Genomic DNA, 16,482 nt, shown 5'->3' with positions numbered 1-16,482 from the left:
ACCATGCGAGTCCTCGGGATCAACGCGGTGTTCCACGACCCGGCCGCCGCTCTCGTGATCGACGGCAAGACCGTTGCGGCAGCGGAGGAAGAACGCTTCTCCCGCCGCAAGCACGGCAAGCGCCCGGTGCCGTTCTCCGCGTGGGAGCAGCCGGAGCTGGCCGCGCGCTGGTGCCTGGAGCAGGCGGGGCTGACGGCGGCGGACCTCGACGCCGTCGCCTACTCCTACGACCCGGACCTGGTCGACGCGCAGTACGCGCCGTGGGAGGACCTGCGCACGCAGTACGTGCGGCGCGCGCCGCAGTTCCTCTCCACCGTCCTGCCGGGGCTGGACCCCGACATCGTCCAGTTCGTACCGCACCACGTCGCCCACGCCGCCTCCACCGGCCTGGCCGCACCGTTCGCGGGCAACTGCGCCGTGCTGGTCGCCGACGGGCGCGGCGAGTGCGGGTCGCACCTGGCCGGCCGGTACGTCGACCAGGAGCTGACCACGCTGGCGGCGCAGCGGTTGCCGCACTCGCTCGGGTTGTTCTACGAGGACCTGACCGAGCACCTGGGGTTCCTGCGGTCCAGCGACGAGTACAAGGTCATGGCGCTGGCCTCGCACGCGAAGCCGGTGCACCTGGACCTGATGCGCGAGCACGTGGTGGTCCGCGACGGCGGCTTCGAGATCACGCCGTTCGACTGGAACACCCTGGCCAAGCAGCGGGCCGACGACGAGGAGCTGACCTCCGAGCACGCGGAGCTGGCCGCGTCCGTGCAGGTCCGCGTCGAGGAGGTGCTGCTGGAGCTGGCCGGGTGGCTGCACGAGCACACCGGCGAACGGCGGCTCGCGATGGCCGGTGGCGTGGCGCTGAACTGCGTGGCGAACAGCCGGATCTTCGCCGAGGGGCCGTTCGACGAGGTGTGGGTCCAGCCCGCCGCCGGTGACGCCGGGACCGCTCTCGGCGCCGCGCTGCACGCGAGCACCGACGTGGTCGAGCCGATGCCGACCGCGGCGCTGGGCCGGGGTTTCTCCGACGCCGAGATCGAGTCGGTGCTCAAGACCGCGGCCGTGCCCTACGAACGCCCCGCCGACGTGGCCGCCGAGGTCGCGCGGGCGTTGGCGGACAACAAGATCGTGGCCTGGTTCCAGGGCCGCAGCGAGTACGGCCCGCGCGCACTCGGCCGCAGGTCGCTGCTCGCGAACCCGTGCTTCCCGGAGAACCTGAACCGGTTGAACGACGTGAAGGGCCGGGAGCAGTTCCGCCCGGTGGCGCCGATGGTGCTGCTCGAACGGGCCGCCACGATCTTCACCCGCGGCCCGATCCCCAGCCCCTACATGCTGTTCGTGCACGACGTCCGTCCGGAGTGGAGGGACCGCATCCCGGCCGTGGTGCACGTCGACGGCACCGCGCGGGCCCAGACCGTGGCCGGTGACCCGCTGCTCGAACGGATGCTGCGCGGCTTCGAGGAGCTCACCGGCGTGCCGGTCGTGGTCAACACGAGCCTCAACACCGCGGGCCGCCCGATGGTCGACACCCCGCGCGACGCGCTGGAGTGCTTCGGCTCGTCCCCGGTGGACCTGCTCGCCATCGGCCCCTTCGTGGTGCGCCGATGAAGTACTCCGTCGTGATCCCCACCGTCGGCCGCGCGTCCCTGGACGCGCTGCTCGACGTGCTCGAGAACGGCCCCGGCCCGGAGCCGCTGGAGGTCGTCGTCGTCGACGACAGCGAGACCCGCCTGGGCCCGGCCGCCGCCCGCAACACCGGCTGGCGCACCGCGTCCGGCGACTGGGTGGCCTTCGTCGACGACGACGTGGTGCTGCCGCGGGACTGGAAGACCCAGCTGGCCGCGGACCTGGAAGGCCTCGCGGACGACGTGGCCGCCACCCAGGCGCGGATCGTGGTGCCGCTGCCACACGACCGCAGGCCGACCGACGCCGAACGCGGCACCGCCGGCCTCGCCGACGCCCTGTGGATCACCGCCGACATGGCCTACCGCCGTTCCGCGCTGGCGGAGTGCGGCGGGTTCGACGAACGGTTCCCGCGCGCCTACCGCGAGGACGCCGAGCTCGCGCTGCGCGTGCAGGACCGCGGGTACCGGATCGTGCGCGGGGAACGGGTCACGACACACCCGGTCAAGCCCGCGACGTTCTTCACCAGCGTGCAGCAGCAACGCGGCAACGCCGACGACGCCCTGATGCGCCGCCTGCTCGGCCCCGGCTGGCGGTCGCGCATCGGTGGCCGGCGGGGGCGGTTGAGGGTGCACGCCCTGACCACCGCTGCCGGGGTGGGCGCGGTGCTGTGCGGGCTGACGGGCCGGCGGCGGGCCGGTGCGGTGCTGGCGGCGGTGTGGGCGGGGCTGACCGGGTGGTTCGCCTGGGCGCGGATCGCGCCGGGGCCGCGTGACGTGCGGGAGGTCGCCGAGATGGTGGTGACCAGTGCGGCGATCCCGCCGGTGGCGTGCTGGCACCGGGTGCGCGGGGAGTGGCGGCACCGGCGGGTCGCTCGGGTGCCGCAGGAGGGCGGCGAGGTGCCGGTTCCGCAGGGTGGCCGGCCGCGGAGCGGTGGAGTGGGCGAGCCGCAGGCTGTGCCGCCGAATGGGCAGCGCTCTGGCGAGGTGGGCGATCGGCTGGCTGCCGGGCTGAGCGACCGTCGGACAGCCGACTTGGACGACCGTCAGGCCACCGACCTGGACGACCGTCAGGCCACCCACCCAGGCGACCGTCAGGCCACCCACCCAGGCGACCGTCAGGCCACCAACCTGGGCGACCGCCAGGCCACCGACCTGGGCGACCGCCGGGACGTTCAGCCCGACCGGCTGCCGGCCGACGAGCTGCGACCGCGGCGGGCCGGCCGATGAGGGTCCTCGTCCTGCGCGCCCTCGGCCTCGGCGACCTCCTGACCGCCGTACCGGCCCTGCGCGGCCTGAGAGCCGCTTTCCCGGACGCGGAGATCACCCTGGCGGCTCCGGAGTGGCTGCGGGACGTCGTGGACCGGATCGACGCGGTCGACCGCCTGCTGCCCACCGAGGAGCTGGCGCCGATCGCGTTCGACCGGCCCGACCTCGCCGTGAACCTGCACGGTCGCGGGCCGCAGAGCGTGGAGCTGCTGCGGGCGACCCGGCCGCAGCGGCTGATCACGCACGAGTACTGGCGCGAGGACCACCACGAGGTGGTCCGGTGGTGCGACCTGCTGGAGCGCAACGGCATCCCGTGCGACCCGGCCGACCTGCACCTGCCGCCGGTCGGGCCGCGCACGAACCGGATGGTGGTCCACCCCGGCGCCAGCACCGGGGCGCGGCGCTGGCCGGCTGACCGGTACGCGACGGTGGTGCGCGCGCTGGGCAGCGATGTCGTCGTCACCGCCGGGCCCGGTGAACGCGAGCTCGCCCGCAGGGTCTCGCCGACGCCGTTCTCGGGCAGCCTGGCCGAGCTGCTGGACCTCGTCGCCACCGCGCGGCTGGTCATCTGCGGCGACACCGGCGTCGCGCACGTCGCCACCGCCTACGGCACCCCGTCGGTGCTGTTGTTCGGGCCGGTGCCGCCTCAGCTCTGGGGGCCGCGGCACGGGCCGCACCTCGTGCTCTGGCACGGCTCCACCGGCGACACGTTCGCCGCCGAACCCGACCCCGGCCTGCTGCGGATCACCGTGGACGAGGTCCTCGAAGCTGCAGGAGGTGTGCTGTGCGACCCCAGCGGATCGGTGTTGTCGGCGCGGGTTACGTCGGCCTGACCACGGCCGCGTGCTTCGCGCACCTCGGCCACGACGTGGTGTGCGCGGACGTCGACGAGGCCAAGGTCGCCGCCCTCGCCGCGGGTGAGGTCGGGCTGCACGAGCCGGGGTTGCGCGAGCTCGTCGTGCGCAACGCCGAGCGGTTGCGGTTCGTGGCCGGCAACCGGGAGGCGCTGTCCGACGTGGACTTCACGTTCGTCTGCGTGCCGACCCCCACCGGACCCGACGGCGCGGCCGACCTCACGGCGGTGGAGGCGGTCATCGCCGAGGCACCGCGGGGGTGCCGGCTGGTGCTGAAGTCCACCGTGCCGGTGGGAACGGCCGCGCGGTACCCGGGGGTGGTGTCGAACCCCGAGTTCCTGCGCGAGGGCCACGCGGTCGAGGACTTCCTGCGGCCGCAACGGGTCGTCGTCGGCGCCCGCGACGAGCGGCACGCGCTGGAGGTGGCCGCGCTGTACGAACCGACCGGCGCGCCCACCGTCATCACCGACAACACGAGCGCGGAGCTGGTGAAGTACGCCAGCAACTGCTTCCTGGCGCTGAAGCTCTCCTACGTCAACACCCTGGCAGAGCTGTGCGAGCAGGTCGACGCCGACATCGACGGCGTCACCGAGGGCATGCGGCTCGACGACCGGATCGGCGCGTCCTGCCTGGAACCCGGACCGGGCTGGGGTGGTTCGTGCCTGCCCAAGGACACCCTCGCGCTGCTGGCCACCGCACGGCAGGCCGGCGTCGACTTCCCCACGCTGGAGGGGGCCGTCACGACCAACCGGCACCAGCCGCACCGCGTCGTCGACCGCATCCGCGCGGAGACCGGTCCGCTGCGGGACAAGAGGATCGGCCTGCTCGGGCTCACGTTCAAGGCAGGCACCAACGACCTGCGCGACTCGCCGGCACTCGCCGTCGCGGAGCTGCTCACCCGGGAGGGTGCCCGGCTGACCGGCTACGACCCGTGCGTCACCGGCGACCTCGACGGCATCGCCGTGCACGCCACCCCCGCCGACGCGGCGCGGGACGTGGACATGCTGGTGGTGCTCACGGAGTGGCCGGAGTTCGCCGAGCTGGACTGGCCGGAGCTCGCCCGCCACACGGCCACCCCGCGCATCCTCGACACCCGCAACGTGGTGCCGCGCGACAAGGTGGCCGAGGCGGGCTTCCTGCTGGTCACGACCGGCCGCTGACCCCGAGGTGCACCACCTTCACGGTGGTCATCTCGTCCAGCAGCTCCGGCCCGTACCCGAACCCGGTGCCCGACGCCCCGCGCGGCTGGGCCGCACCGCCGGGGGCACCGCCGAAGACGTTGTTCACCTTCACCGTGCCCACCGGCAACGCACGCCACGCGCGGGTGGCGTGCTCCATCGACCCGGTCAGCACGGTCGCCGCGAGCCCGTAGTCGCCGGAGCACGCCTCGGCCAGCCCGTCGTCGAACGTCGGCACCGCCTGCACCGGGGCGACCGGGCCGAACGTCTCCTCGCACATGACCTGCATCGCCGAGGTGCAGTCGGCCAGCACGGTCGCGGGGTAGAAGGCGCCGCGACCGGGCGGGACCTCCCCGCCGACGAGGGCCCGCGCCCCGGCGGTGACGGCCGCGGCGACCTGGCCGTGCACGAACTCCCGGTGCCGCACGTCGACCAGCGGCTGCGGCTGCTCGTTCCACCGGCGGGCCAGCGCGCACAGCTCCTCCAGGAACGGTGCGGCGATCGTCTTGTGCACGTAGATCCGCTCGACCGACACGCAGAGCTGGCCCGCGTTCGTGAACGCGCCCAGCGCCGCCTGCGCCGCCGCCCACCTCGGGTCGACGTCGTCGTCGATGAGCAACGGGTCGTTGCCCCCGTTCTCCAGCAACACCTTCGCGCGGGTGGACGCGGCGATGGCGCGTCCGGTCGCGGTGCTGCCGACGTGCGCGACGACGTCCACGTCACCGCTCACCAGCGCCGCACCGACCGGGCCCGCGCCGGTGAGCGTCTGCAGCACGCCGGAGGGGAAGAACGGGCGCAGGACCGCGTCGAGCAGCAGACCGGTGTGCGGGCAGCGCTCGCTCGGCTTGTGCACCACGGTGTTCCCGGTGACCAGTGCCGCCCCCAGCAGCCCGCACGCCACCGCCACCGGGTCGTTCCACGGCGTCAGCGCCACGACCACCCCGCGCGGCTGCGGGATCATGAAGTCGACCGCGGTGCCGTGCAACGACCGTCCACGGTGGACCGGACCGAGCTCGGAGTACTGCACCAGCGTCGAGGCGCCCGCGAGCACGCCCTCCCGCGCGGAGGCGAGCGGCCGCCCGGTCTCGGTCTCGATCACCGCGGCCAGGTCGCCGGCCCGCGCCCTGAGCTCGGCCGCCGCCGCGGCGACCGCCGCTCCGCGTTCCGCCGCCGGTGTCGCCGCCCACTCCGCCTGAGCGGTCCGCGCGGTGGCCAGCGCGGCGGTCACGTCGTCCTCGCCGGCTACGGGGAGCAAGCCGACCGGCTGGTCGTCCAGGGGGCTGCGGACGTCGATGGCGTGCATGGTGGTCATGTCCGCCGGGTAGCCCTTCTGAGCAGGGAGAAACACCTGGGAGGAGAACCATGCCCGGACGCGAGGAACTGCCCAGCACGGTGGCCCGGTCGTCGAAGAAGGCCCAGCGCACGTGGATCAAGGCGCACGACTCGGCCGTCGAGTCCTACGGCGAGGGGGAGCGGGCGCACCGCACCGCGTTCTCCGCGCTCAAGCACAGCTTCGAGAAGGTGGGCGACCACTGGGAGGCCAAGGACGAGAAGGGGCCGTCGGACCCGCAGGCCGAGCGCAGCACCCCGCAGCAGGGCGAGACCGCCGGCGGCGTGGACGCGAACGCGACCAAGCAGCACCTCTACGACCTGGCCAAGCGGCTGGGCGTCGAGGGCAGGTCGCAGATGACCAAGGACGAGCTGGTCGACGCGATCGACAGGGCCAACACCCGCGCGACGGCTCGGGCGCGCTCGTGAAGGTCGTCGTCACCGGCGCGACCGGCAACGTCGGCACCGCCCTGCTGCGCAGGCTCGCCGACGAGCCCGACATCGAGGTGCACGGCATCTCCCGCCGCCGTCCCGCGAACGCCGCGCCCTACCAGGGGATCACCTGGACGCCCGTCGACATCGGCCGGCCGGGCGCGGAGGAGGTGCTGGCCACCGCGTTCGAGAACGCCGACGCCGTCGTGCACCTGGCGTGGCTGATCCAGCCGTCGCACGACGAACGCGCGCTGTACCGCACGAACATCGCCGGTTCGGCACGCGTGTTCACCGCCGCGGTCGACGCGGGCGTGGGGCACCTGGTGCACATGTCGTCGGTCGGCGCGTACTCGCCGGCAACGAAGGACCGCAGGGTGGACGAGTCGTGGCCGGTCAAGGGCGTGCGGTCGTCGTTCTACAGCAGGCACAAGGCCGCGGTGGAGCACCTGCTGGGCCAGTTCGAGTCGCAGCTGCTCATCTCCCGCCCGCGACCGGGCCTGATCCTGCAGTCCGACGCCGGGTCCGAGATCCGCGACTACTTCCTCGGCAGCCTCGTGCCGAAGTGGCTGTTCCGGCACCGCATCCCGGTGCTGCCGCTGCCGCGCCACCTGGTGCTGCAGTTCGTCCACGCCGACGACGTGGCCGACGGTCTGGTGCGCATCCTGCGGCACCGCCCGCACGGCGCGGTGAACCTCGTCGCCGAACCCGTCGTCACTCCCCGTGTTCTCGCCGACGTCCTCGGTGGCCGCCACGTTCCCGTGCCGGCGCGGCTGATGCGGTTCTTGGCGCACGCGTCCTGGTTGTTGCGGCTTCAACCGACTCCGCCGGGCTGGGTGGACCTCGCACTGGCATCGCCGCTGCTCAGCGCGTCGCGGGCGCGGTCGGAACTGGGCTGGGAGCCCACTTTCGGGTCACAGGAAGCTCTTCGTGCTCTTGTTCGGGGCATCGGCGCCGGTCAGGAGGTCGACGCCAGCCCGGTGCTGTGAGACGGGGAGAACCGCTTCGCCGAGTAGCGTTTCAAGCCGCTTTTCTCGGCTAAATCTCCTCTATGGACGGGACTTTCGACGCGGTCCTCTTCGACCGCGACGGCACGCTCATCCGGGACGTCCCGTACAACGGCGACCCGAGTGCCGTGACACCCATGCCGGGCGCCCGCGAGGTGTTGCACGGCCTGCGTGCCCACGGCCTGCTCACCGGCGTGGTGACCAACCAGTCGGGGATCGGCCGTGGCCTGCTCACGAAGACGCAGGTCACGGCCGTGAACGCACGGGTCGACGAGCTGCTCGGCCGGTTCGGCACCTGGCAGATCTGCCCGCACGCGCCCGAGGACGGCTGCGCGTGCCGCAAACCGGCTCCCGGGATGGTCCTGGCCGCGTGCGAAGCCCTCGGGGTGAGTCCGCACCGCACGCTCTTCGTGGGGGACATCGGCTCCGACGTCGAGGCCGCGCAGGCCGCGGGCGCGGTGCCGTTGCTCGTGCCGACCGAGGTGACCAGGCCGGACGAGGTCGCCGGTGCACCGCACACCGCACCCGACCTGTTCGGCGTGCTGGAGATGGTCCGATGAGGACGTTGGTCGCCCGCCTCGACAGCGACGGTGACGTGCTGCTGGCCGGTCCGGCGGTGCGCGCGGCCGCGACGGCGGGCGAGGTCGTGCTGTTGTGCGGCCCCAACGGTGTCCGCGCCGCCGAGCTGCTGCCGGGCGTCAGCCGGATCGTCGAGTGGGAGTGCCCGTGGATCGTCAACCCGGCCTCCGACGTGCGCCCGGTCGACATCGAGGCCGTCATCGCGCTGGTGCACGGGATTCGCGCCGACGTGGCATTGGTGCTGACGTCGTTCCACCAGAGCCCGCTGCCCACGGCGTTGCTGCTGCGGCTGGCGGGCGTGCCCAAGATCGTGGCTCGCTCGACCGACTACCCGGGGTCGCTGCTGGACGTGCGGCTGCGCGACGACCCGGACATCCCCGAGGCGGAGCGGGCCCTGCAGGTCGCGCGCGCCGCGGGGTTCGAGCTGCCGGAGGGCGACGACGGCCGGCTCGCCGTCACCGACCCGCCGGAGGCGGACCTGAGCGGTCCGTACGTGGTGGTGCACCCCGGTGCGACGGCGCCCGCCCGCACCTGGTCGCCGGACCGCTGGGCGAAGGCGGTGGTCGCGCTGACCTCCGCCGGGCACCGGGTGGTCGTGACCGGCGGACCGGCCGAGGCCGAGCTGACCGGGCACGTTGCCGGCGCGTGCGGGCTCGACCTGGGCGGGCGCACCGGCTTCCGCGAGCTGGCCGGGGTGCTGAAGGGTGCTGCCGCGGTCGTCGTCGGCAACACCGGGCCCGCCCACCTCGCGGTCGCGGTCGGCACCCCGGTCGTGTCGCTGTTCGCGCCGGTGGTGCCCGCCGTCCGGTGGGCGCCGTACGGCAGGCACGTGCTGCTCGGTGACCAGAACGCGCCGTGCCGGGGCAGCAGGGCGCGCGAGTGCCCGGTGCCCGGACATCCGTGTCTCGACCTGGTGGACCCGGCCGCGGTCGTCGCGGCGGTCGCGGAGGTGACAGCGTGAGGATCCTGTTGTGGCACGTCCACGGTTCGTGGACGCACTCGTTCGTCCAAGGTGGACACGAGTACCTGGTGCCCGGTCCGCCGGACGGCATCGGGCTCGCCGGGCGGCCGTGGCCCGCGGCGCGCGAGATCAAACTGTCCGATGTGGACCCCGACGTGGCCGTGGTGCAACGGGTCGAGGAGCTGTCGCTGGTACCGCGCGGCATCCCGGTCGTGTACCTGGAGCACAACACGCCCGCCGCGCCCGGCCAGCGGCACCCGATGGCGGACTGGGACGGGACCCTGGTCCACGTCACGCACTTCAACGACCTGATGTGGGACTGCGGCAGGACCCGCACGATCGTCGTCGAGCACGGGGTCGTCGACCCCGGCCCGCTCTACACCGGTGAGCTGCCCAGGGCGGCGGCAGTGATCAACGAACCGGTGCGGCGCGGCCGGATCGTGGGCACCGACCTGCTGCCGCGGTTCGACCCGGTCGACGTGTTCGGCATGGGCACCGAGCAGATCGGCGGCATGGGGGACCACGACCTGGAGTCGTTGCACCGCGAGCTCGCGCGCCGCCGCGTCTACGTGCACACACCGCGCTGGACGTCGCTCGGGCTGTCGTTGCTGGAGGCCATGCACATCGGGATGCCCGTGGTCGCGCTGGCGTGCACGGAGGCCATGCGCGCGGTGCCACCCGAGGCCGGTGCGATCTCGACGGACGTGGAGGAGCTGGTGTCGGCGGTGCGGGAGCTGATCGCAGATCCGGCTCTCGCACAAGAGAAAGGGAAACGGGCGCGTGAGTTCGCGTTGGCCCGCTACGGGCTCGAAGCGTTCCTGCGGAGCTGGGACGTGGTGCTGAAGGAGGTGTGGGTCGGATGAGGATCGCAATGGTGTCGGAGCACGCAAGTCCGCTTGCCGTGCTGGGCGGCGCGGACGCGGGCGGTCAGAACGTGCACGTCGCGTCGCTCGCGGCCGCACTGGTGCGGCGCGGTCACGACGTCGTGGTCCACACCCGCCGCGACGGCGAGGCACTGCCCGGCCGCGTGACGACGCCCGACGGGTACGAGGTCGTCCACGTGCCGGCCGGGCCGCCCGCGGAGGTGCCGAAGGACGAGCTGCTGCCGCACATGGCCGAGTTCGGCCGGTTCCTGCACGAGCAGTGGCAGGAGAAGGCACCCGACGTCGTGCACAGCCACTTCTGGATGTCCGGTCTCGCCTCCGTGCTGGCCGCCCGCCGCTCCCGCGTGCCGATCGTGCACACCTACCACGCGCTCGGCACCGTGAAGCGCCGCCACCAGGGCGCGGACGACACCAGCCCGCCGCAGCGCGTCGCGGTCGAGCGCCTGGTCGGGCAGGAGGCGACCGTCATCGCCGCGACCTGCGCCGACGAGGTGCGGGAGCTGGTCGCCATGGGCCTGCGGCGGGACAAGACCGTCGTCGTGCCCTGCGGCGTGGACACCGACCTGTTCGGCGTGGCCGGCCCGGTGGTGCCGCGGTCGGCGCCCCGGCGGATCGTGTCGGTGGGCAGGTTGTTGCCGCGCAAGGGGTTCGCCGACCTCATCGCCGCGTTGCCGATGGTGCCCGACACCGAGCTGGTGATCGTGGGCGGACCACCGGACCTCACCGCGGACCCGGAGGCACGACGGCTGCTGGCCGTGGCGCAGTCGCTCGGCGTCGCCGACCGCGTGCAGCTCGCCGGCCAGGTCGCGCGCACGGACATGCCCGCGTTGCTGCGTTCCGCGGACGTCGTGGCGTGCGTGCCCTGGTACGAACCGTTCGGCATCGTGCCGCTGGAGGCCATGGCCTGCGGCGTGCCCGTCGTGGCGTCCGAGGTGGGCGGCCTGACCGACACCGTGGTCGACGGTGTGACCGGTGTGCTGACCGCACCCCGCGACCCGCGTGCCCTCGGCCGGGCGCTGCGCACGCTGCTGGCCGACCCGTCCCGCGGCACGGCCTACGGCATCGCCGGCCGCGACCGCGTCGAGGCCATGTACTCGTGGGACGAGGTGGCGGCCCGCACCGAGCTGGTCTACCGCGGCCTCGCGGCCGGCCGCCTCGTACCGACCGACCGGCTGGCGGTGGCCCGGTGACCCTCGAAAGCCACCTCGAAGGCCTGAACCACACGCTGTCCGGCCTGCAGTCCCAGGCCTCCCTCGTGCACCGCTGGGGTGCCCGCCTGGCCCACCTGCTCTCCACGGGCGGCCGCCTGCTCGCCGCGGGCAACGGCGGTTCCGCCGCCGAGGCCCAGCACCTCACCGCGGAGCTCGTCGGCCGCTACCGCCACGACCGCCGTCCGTTCGCGGCGCTGGCGCTGAACGCCGAGACCTCCAGCATCACCGCCATCGCCAACGACTACGGCTACGACCAGGTGTTCGCCCGCCAAGTCCTCGCCCACGCCCGCCCCGACGACGTGGTGCTGCTCATCTCGACCAGCGGCTCCAGCCCCAACCTCCTGGAGGCCGCACGGGCCGGTCGGGTGGCGGAGGCGAGCGTGTGGGCCCTGACCGGCGCCCTGCCGAACCCGCTGGCCGCGCTGGCCGACGACGTGCTCGCGCTGCCGGGCGATCCGTGCCACGTGCAGGAGGCGCAGCTGGTCGTGGTGCACGCGCTGTGCGAGGCGTTCGAGGCCGCGCTGCCGGTCGTGGGGCGGAGGGTGTCGTGACCGCGGCCGGGACGTCGCGGGCTGCGGTGCGGGATGGGCGACGCGGTACGGCGCGTGCGCGGTGCGACGTGGCAGTGCCGACAGCCTGGCGTGCGGCGCCCGCCCGCCCACCGCACGCAGCAGAGCGGAGGTCGGCATGAAGCTCGTCGTCGTCGGTGACGCGCTGCTCGACATCGACATCTGCGGCACCGTCACCCGCGTGTGCCCGGACGCGCCCGCCCCCGTCCTGGACGTCGCCGACGAGCACGCCCGTGCCGGCGGTGCCGCGCTGGCCGCCACCATGGCGGCGCGGGACGGTCTTGACGTCACGCTGGTGACCGCCCTGTCCGATGACGAGGCCGGACAGCGGCTGCGCGGGTTGTTCGAGGTGCCCGCCGTCGTGGGGCAGTCGGGACCGGTGCCGGTGAAGACCCGGCTGCGCAGCGGCGGCACGTCGCTGGCACGGGTGGACCGCGGCGGGGGCGGCCCGGCACCGCAGGTCACCGACGAGATGCTCGACGCGGTGCTGACCGCGGACTTCGTGCTGGCGTCGGACTACGGGCGTGGGCTGCTGGCCGACGAACGGCTGCGGTCGGTGCTCACGCGCGTCCCGGTCGTGTGGGACCCGCACCCGCGCGGACCGCGACCGGTGCCCGGCGCGCGGCTCGTCACGCCCAACCTGTCCGAGGCCACCGCGTTCAGCGGCACCGCCGACCCGGAGGAAGCGGCGCGCACACTGAGGGAGACCTGGCAGGCGCGTGCCGTCGTGGTCACGATGGGCAAGTCCGGTGCGTTGCTCCACTGTGGAGGGACACCCGTCGCCGTTCCGGCGCCCGTCATCCCGGCCGTGGACCCGTGCGGTGCCGGCGACCGGTTCGCCGTCGCCGTCACCGCGAGGCTGGCCCGGGGCGCGGCACCGGACGACGCCGTGGCCGACGCGGTCGCGCGCGCGGCGGAGTTCCTGCAGCAGGGCGGTGTCTCCGGCATGCGGGCGGAGCCCGGCTCCACCGTGGACGAGGTGCGCAGGCGCGGCGGGGTCGTGGTCGCCACCGGCGGTTGCTTCGACGTGCTGCACCCCGGGCACGTGCGGATGCTCGCGGCGGCACGGGCGCTGGGCGACTGCCTCGTCGTGTGCCTGAACTCCGACCATTCGGTGCGCCGGCTCAAGGGCGAGCACCGGCCGGTCAACGGGCAGGCCGAGCGGATCGAGGTGCTCAAGGCGCTGGAGTCCGTGGACGACGTGGTCGTGTTCGGCGAGGACACCCCCGAGCACGTCCTGGGCCGGCTGCGGCCGGACATCTGGGTGAAGGGCGGCGACTACACCGCCGAGCTGCTGCCGGAGACCGCGGTGGTCCGGCGGTGGGGCGGGCGCACCGTCGTGGTGCCGTACCACCGCGGGCATTCGACGACCGAGATCCTGTCGAGGAGGGCTTGATGAAGGTGCTGGTGACCGGTGGCGCGTCCGGGTTGGGCGCGGCCGTCGCGGACGCGGTGCGCGAAGCGGGCGGAATCCCGCTGGTGCTGGACAAGTCGGCGCCGGAGGGCGTGCACGACTTCGAGCTGGTCGACCTCGCGGACGGACGGGCCGCCGAGCAGGCGGTGCGCACGCTCGCCGAGCGCAACGAAGGACTCGACGCGGTGGTGACCGCGGCGGGCATCGACCGGTGCGGCACGCTCGCGGAGGTGCCCGCCGACGAGTGGGAGAACGTCGTGCGGGTCAACCTGTTCGGCACCGCGGCCGTCGTCCGGGCGGCACTGCCGTACCTGGAGGGCGGCCGGGTGGTCACCGTCGCGTCCACCCTCGGGCTCAAGGCCGTCAGCGACGCCACAGCGTACTGCGCGTCGAAGTTCGGCGTCGTCGGCTTCACCCGCGCACTGGCGGCCGAGACCGCGGGCCGCACCGGTGTCACGCTGGTCGTGCCCGGCGGCATGCGGACGAAGTTCTTCGACGACCGCACCGAGCAGTACCGGCCGAAGGACCTCGACCAGCTCAACCCGCCGGACCGGGTGGCGGCCGCGATCCTGTTCGCGCTCAACCAACCCGAGGGGTGCGAGGTCCGCGAGCTCGTGATCGCCCACGCACAGGAGCCGTCCTGGCCGTGAACGAACTCGACGAGGACTCCCAGTTCGACAGCGGTTTCCTGCCGGCCAGACGACCACACCCGGTGATCGTCGCGGCCGGCCTGAGCGCGCGCGGTGGCCTGCTGTGGTTGCCGGTGGCGGGTGTCATCGCCGCGACGGGCAGGAAGCGGACCGCCCGGCACGCGCTGCTCGCGGCCGTGGCCGCCATGCCGCTGGGCCACCTGGTGAGCCTGGTGGTGCACCGGCGCAGACCGCACTCGGTGCTGCCCGCGCGCAAGGCGTTGCCGGAGCACCCGGACTCGTCGTCGTTCCCCTCCAAGCACGCGGTGACGGCCGCTGCCTTCGGCACCGTCACCGCGGTGGAGGACCCGGTGGCCGGCGCGTTCGTCACGCCGCTGGTCCTGCTCGTCGCCTACAGCCGGCTGCGCACCCGCGTGCACTGGCCGACCGACGTCATCGGCGGTCTGGCGCTCGGTGCGGTGATCGGCTTGGCCGTGCGCGCCGGGACCAGGCGCTGATCCCGGCGCGCACGCGGGTCAGGGCCGCCTCCACCCCTCGTCGCCGAGGAGCGGGCTCGCCTGCGGTCCCATCAGCGACATCCCGCCGTCCACGACGAACGACGCGCCCGTCACGTACCCGGCGGCGGGGGTCGTCAGGAACGCCACGACCGCGGCGACCTCGGCGGCGTGACCGGGCCGTCCGAGCGGGACGCCTGGCCGCGGCTCCGTGCGCGGGTCCACGTCCTCCTGGCCGGTCATCGGCGTCGAGATCTCGCCGGGGGCAACGGAGTTCACGGTGATGTCATGTTCGGACAGCTCCAGCGCGAGGACCTGGGTCAGCGCACCGAGTCCGGCCTTGGCGGCGCAGTACGGTGCGGCACCGACGCGGGGGAGGTGCTCGTGGACGGACGTGATGTTCACGATCCGGCCGCCGCGACCACCGGCGATCATGTGCCGCGCGGCCCGCTGGCAGCACAGGAACGCGCCGTCGAGGTCGACCGAGAGCACCTCCCGCCACTTCTCGTACGACATCTCCAGCGCCTTCTCGCTGCTGCCGGTGCCCGCGCAGTTCACCAGCACGTCGAGGCCGCCCAGCTCCTCGGCCAGCTCGTCGACGACGGAGGCGGCACCGGGCAGGTCGGTGAGGTCGAGGCGGCGCACGGCACACCGGCCGCCCGCCGTGCGGACCTCCTCGGCGGTGCGTTCGGCGCCGTCGGCGTCGTCGTGGAACGTGATGCCCACGTCGACGCCGCCGCCGGCCAGTGCGACCGCGACGGCCTTGCCGATGCCGGAGTCGGCGCCGGTCACGACGGCGCGCAGCGGCGCGCCGGCGCGGTCCTGGGGCAGGGGTGCGGTGGTCATGGGACGCGAGTACCCGCCGCGGTCGCGGGCATGCGGAGGGTGAAGTGGTTCAACGTCCTGGGCAGCGGCTCACCCAGCACACCGGAGAACGCCAGGTGTTCGCTGAGCGCGTCGAGCACCGCCCCGGCCGTGACCAGCACCAGATCGCGGCCGGGGCACTCGCCGGGACCGCCGCTGAACGGCACGATCGCCGGGTCGCGCGGCCCGTCCCACAGCTCCGGCGCGTACCGGTCGGCGAACGGCAACCGGTCCGGGTCGCGGTGGAAGAACGGCGTGAACACCACGAACTCGGTGTTCTCCGGCAGCCACGTGCCGTGCCAGCGGGTCGCGATCGTGCTCTCCCGCAGGATGATCGGCGTCGTCGGCCACAGCCGCGCCGACTCCAGCACACCGCGCACACCGGTGCCGCCCACCGCCAGCGCCCGCATCGTGACGATCCCGGCCGCGTCGAACGCGAAGAGCCAGTGCGGCACCTGGCCGGACAGGTCGCCGGGGAACGCGGCGAGGCTGCCGGGCTCGCGCCGTGCGAGGTGCTCGTCGAGCCGGTGCTGGAAGCGTTCGCGCAGACTCTCCTGCCGCGGGTGCAGGAACGCCCAGTTCGCGTTCTGCCGCAACGCCTTCAGGTCGTCGGTGAGCTGGTCGTCGTCACGTGCGCCGTTGCCGAGCACGATCCTGCGCACGATGCGCCACCACACCTGGCTGAACCCCTGCCAGGTCAGCTCGCCGTTGCTCATCACGTGCCGCACCAGCAGGTCCACCTCGTCGCGCACGACGTCCTCGACCGGCACGTTCTCCGGCCGCAGCGCGCGTTCGTTGAGCTCGCGCAGCCGGTCGCGCTCCGGTTCGTCCGAGATGAGCACGCCGTGCGGCTGGAAGTGCCGCAGCGCCGCTTTCTTCTCCCTGGTTGCCAACGCGAACGGCTCCGGCGACTCGCGCAGCAACCGTCCCACATCGGCCGGGTCGACCAGCACGGCGACGCTGCGGCCGGTGACGCGCAGGCGGACCGGTTCGGGCCCGTACCGGTCCCGCAGGTGCCGCATCGTGTCGATGGCGGTGGAGTCGGACTGGACCTTGTCGGCGAGCGCCATCACGCCCGGCCTGCGGACGATGACGCCTTTCGCCAGCGTGGGCAGCAACACCGTCGCGAAGACACGCGTGGTGTCGAGTCGTGAAGAGATGGCCATGCACCGGACTA

The 16,482-nt window shown here is 73.7% G+C and carries 17 protein-coding genes; 14 read left to right on the top strand and 3 right to left on the bottom strand.

Annotated elements, in window-relative coordinates:
* Positions 1 to 3 precede the first annotated feature (3 nt).
* Genes AB0A63_RS02675 through AB0A63_RS02660 form a run of 4 tightly spaced genes read left to right on the top strand, consistent with a single transcriptional unit; the run spans position 4 to position 4,896 of the window.
* Positions 4 to 1,599, top strand: a complete 1,596-nt coding sequence (locus tag AB0A63_RS02675) for a carbamoyltransferase C-terminal domain-containing protein (protein ID WP_360384529.1) — start codon at positions 4 to 6, stop codon at positions 1,597 to 1,599.
* On the top strand, positions 1,596 to 2,843 hold the full coding sequence (locus AB0A63_RS02670; protein WP_360384527.1) for a glycosyltransferase: 1,248 nt from the start codon (positions 1,596 to 1,598) through the stop codon (positions 2,841 to 2,843). Before AB0A63_RS02675 ends, AB0A63_RS02670 begins: the two co-directional genes overlap by 4 nt.
* Positions 2,840 to 3,715 (top strand): glycosyltransferase family 9 protein, encoded by an 876-nt coding sequence (locus AB0A63_RS02665; protein WP_360384525.1) that lies wholly within the window; start codon positions 2,840 to 2,842, stop codon positions 3,713 to 3,715. The genes AB0A63_RS02670 and AB0A63_RS02665 overlap by 4 nt, the downstream gene beginning before the upstream one ends.
* Positions 3,667 to 4,896 carry a UDP-glucose/GDP-mannose dehydrogenase family protein gene (locus AB0A63_RS02660; protein ID WP_360384523.1) on the top strand — a complete coding sequence of 410 codons (1,230 nt, stop codon included), beginning with the start codon at positions 3,667 to 3,669 and terminating at the stop codon, positions 4,894 to 4,896. Before AB0A63_RS02665 ends, AB0A63_RS02660 begins: the two co-directional genes overlap by 49 nt.
* Here the strand turns inward: AB0A63_RS02660 and AB0A63_RS02655 are convergent.
* Complete coding sequence (locus tag AB0A63_RS02655; RefSeq protein ID WP_360384521.1) at positions 4,880 to 6,226, bottom strand: aldehyde dehydrogenase family protein; 1,347 nt, start codon at positions 6,224 to 6,226, stop codon at positions 4,880 to 4,882. The two genes, AB0A63_RS02660 and AB0A63_RS02655, sit on opposite strands and share 17 nt — an antisense overlap.
* Before the next feature lie 50 nt (positions 6,227 to 6,276).
* Between AB0A63_RS02655 and AB0A63_RS02650 the strand changes: the two genes are divergently transcribed.
* The 10 genes from AB0A63_RS02650 (at position 6,277) to AB0A63_RS02605 (ending at position 14,444) form a co-directional block, all read left to right on the top strand.
* Positions 6,277 to 6,672, top strand: coding sequence for a ChaB family protein (locus AB0A63_RS02650; RefSeq protein ID WP_360384519.1), 396 nt, complete (start codon positions 6,277 to 6,279; stop codon positions 6,670 to 6,672).
* Positions 6,669 to 7,661 carry an NAD-dependent epimerase/dehydratase family protein gene (locus AB0A63_RS02645; protein ID WP_360384517.1) on the top strand — a complete coding sequence of 331 codons (993 nt, stop codon included), beginning with the start codon at positions 6,669 to 6,671 and terminating at the stop codon, positions 7,659 to 7,661. Before AB0A63_RS02650 ends, AB0A63_RS02645 begins: the two co-directional genes overlap by 4 nt.
* A gap of 62 nt (positions 7,662 to 7,723) precedes the next feature.
* Positions 7,724 to 8,239 (top strand): HAD family hydrolase, encoded by a 516-nt coding sequence (locus AB0A63_RS02640; RefSeq protein WP_360384515.1) that lies wholly within the window; start codon positions 7,724 to 7,726, stop codon positions 8,237 to 8,239.
* Positions 8,236 to 9,219, top strand: coding sequence for a glycosyltransferase family 9 protein (locus AB0A63_RS02635; protein ID WP_360384513.1), 984 nt, complete (start codon positions 8,236 to 8,238; stop codon positions 9,217 to 9,219). The genes AB0A63_RS02640 and AB0A63_RS02635 overlap by 4 nt, the downstream gene beginning before the upstream one ends.
* Positions 9,216 to 10,082: a glycosyltransferase gene (locus tag AB0A63_RS02630; protein ID WP_360384511.1), complete on the top strand. Its 867-nt coding sequence runs from the start codon at positions 9,216 to 9,218 to the stop codon at positions 10,080 to 10,082. Before AB0A63_RS02635 ends, AB0A63_RS02630 begins: the two co-directional genes overlap by 4 nt.
* The gene (locus AB0A63_RS02625; protein WP_360384509.1) at positions 10,079 to 11,293 is read left to right on the top strand and encodes a glycosyltransferase; all 1,215 of its coding nucleotides are present in this window, start codon (positions 10,079 to 10,081) and stop codon (positions 11,291 to 11,293) included. Before AB0A63_RS02630 ends, AB0A63_RS02625 begins: the two co-directional genes overlap by 4 nt.
* A complete protein-coding gene (locus AB0A63_RS02620; protein WP_360384507.1) occupies positions 11,290 to 11,865 on the top strand; it encodes an SIS domain-containing protein in 576 nt (191 codons plus the stop codon). Before AB0A63_RS02625 ends, AB0A63_RS02620 begins: the two co-directional genes overlap by 4 nt.
* A 136-nt stretch (positions 11,866 to 12,001) precedes the next feature.
* Entirely contained in the window at positions 12,002 to 13,279 is a 1,278-nt protein-coding gene (rfaE2, locus tag AB0A63_RS02615; RefSeq protein WP_360384505.1) for a D-glycero-beta-D-manno-heptose 1-phosphate adenylyltransferase, read from the top strand.
* A complete protein-coding gene (locus AB0A63_RS02610) occupies positions 13,279 to 13,947 on the top strand; it encodes an SDR family oxidoreductase (protein WP_360384503.1) in 669 nt (222 codons plus the stop codon). The genes rfaE2 and AB0A63_RS02610 overlap by 1 nt, the downstream gene beginning before the upstream one ends.
* A complete protein-coding gene (locus AB0A63_RS02605; RefSeq protein ID WP_360384501.1) occupies positions 13,944 to 14,444 on the top strand; it encodes a phosphatase PAP2 family protein in 501 nt (166 codons plus the stop codon). Before AB0A63_RS02610 ends, AB0A63_RS02605 begins: the two co-directional genes overlap by 4 nt.
* A gap of 18 nt (positions 14,445 to 14,462) precedes the next feature.
* Here the strand turns inward: AB0A63_RS02605 and AB0A63_RS02600 are convergent, their stop codons facing one another.
* Positions 14,463 to 15,287, bottom strand: coding sequence for an SDR family oxidoreductase (locus AB0A63_RS02600; protein ID WP_360384499.1), 825 nt, complete (start codon positions 15,285 to 15,287; stop codon positions 14,463 to 14,465).
* Entirely contained in the window at positions 15,284 to 16,471 is a 1,188-nt protein-coding gene (locus tag AB0A63_RS02595) for a cytochrome P450 (protein WP_360384497.1), read from the bottom strand. Before AB0A63_RS02595 ends, AB0A63_RS02600 begins: the two co-directional genes overlap by 4 nt.
* Positions 16,472 to 16,482 lie beyond the last annotated feature (11 nt).

Source organism: Lentzea sp. NPDC042327 (assembly GCF_040647275.1).
GTDB lineage: Bacteria > Actinomycetota > Actinomycetes > Mycobacteriales > Pseudonocardiaceae > Lentzea.
The sequence above is the reverse complement of the archived record's forward strand: the minus strand, read 5'-3'. Positions and strand labels throughout refer to the sequence as shown.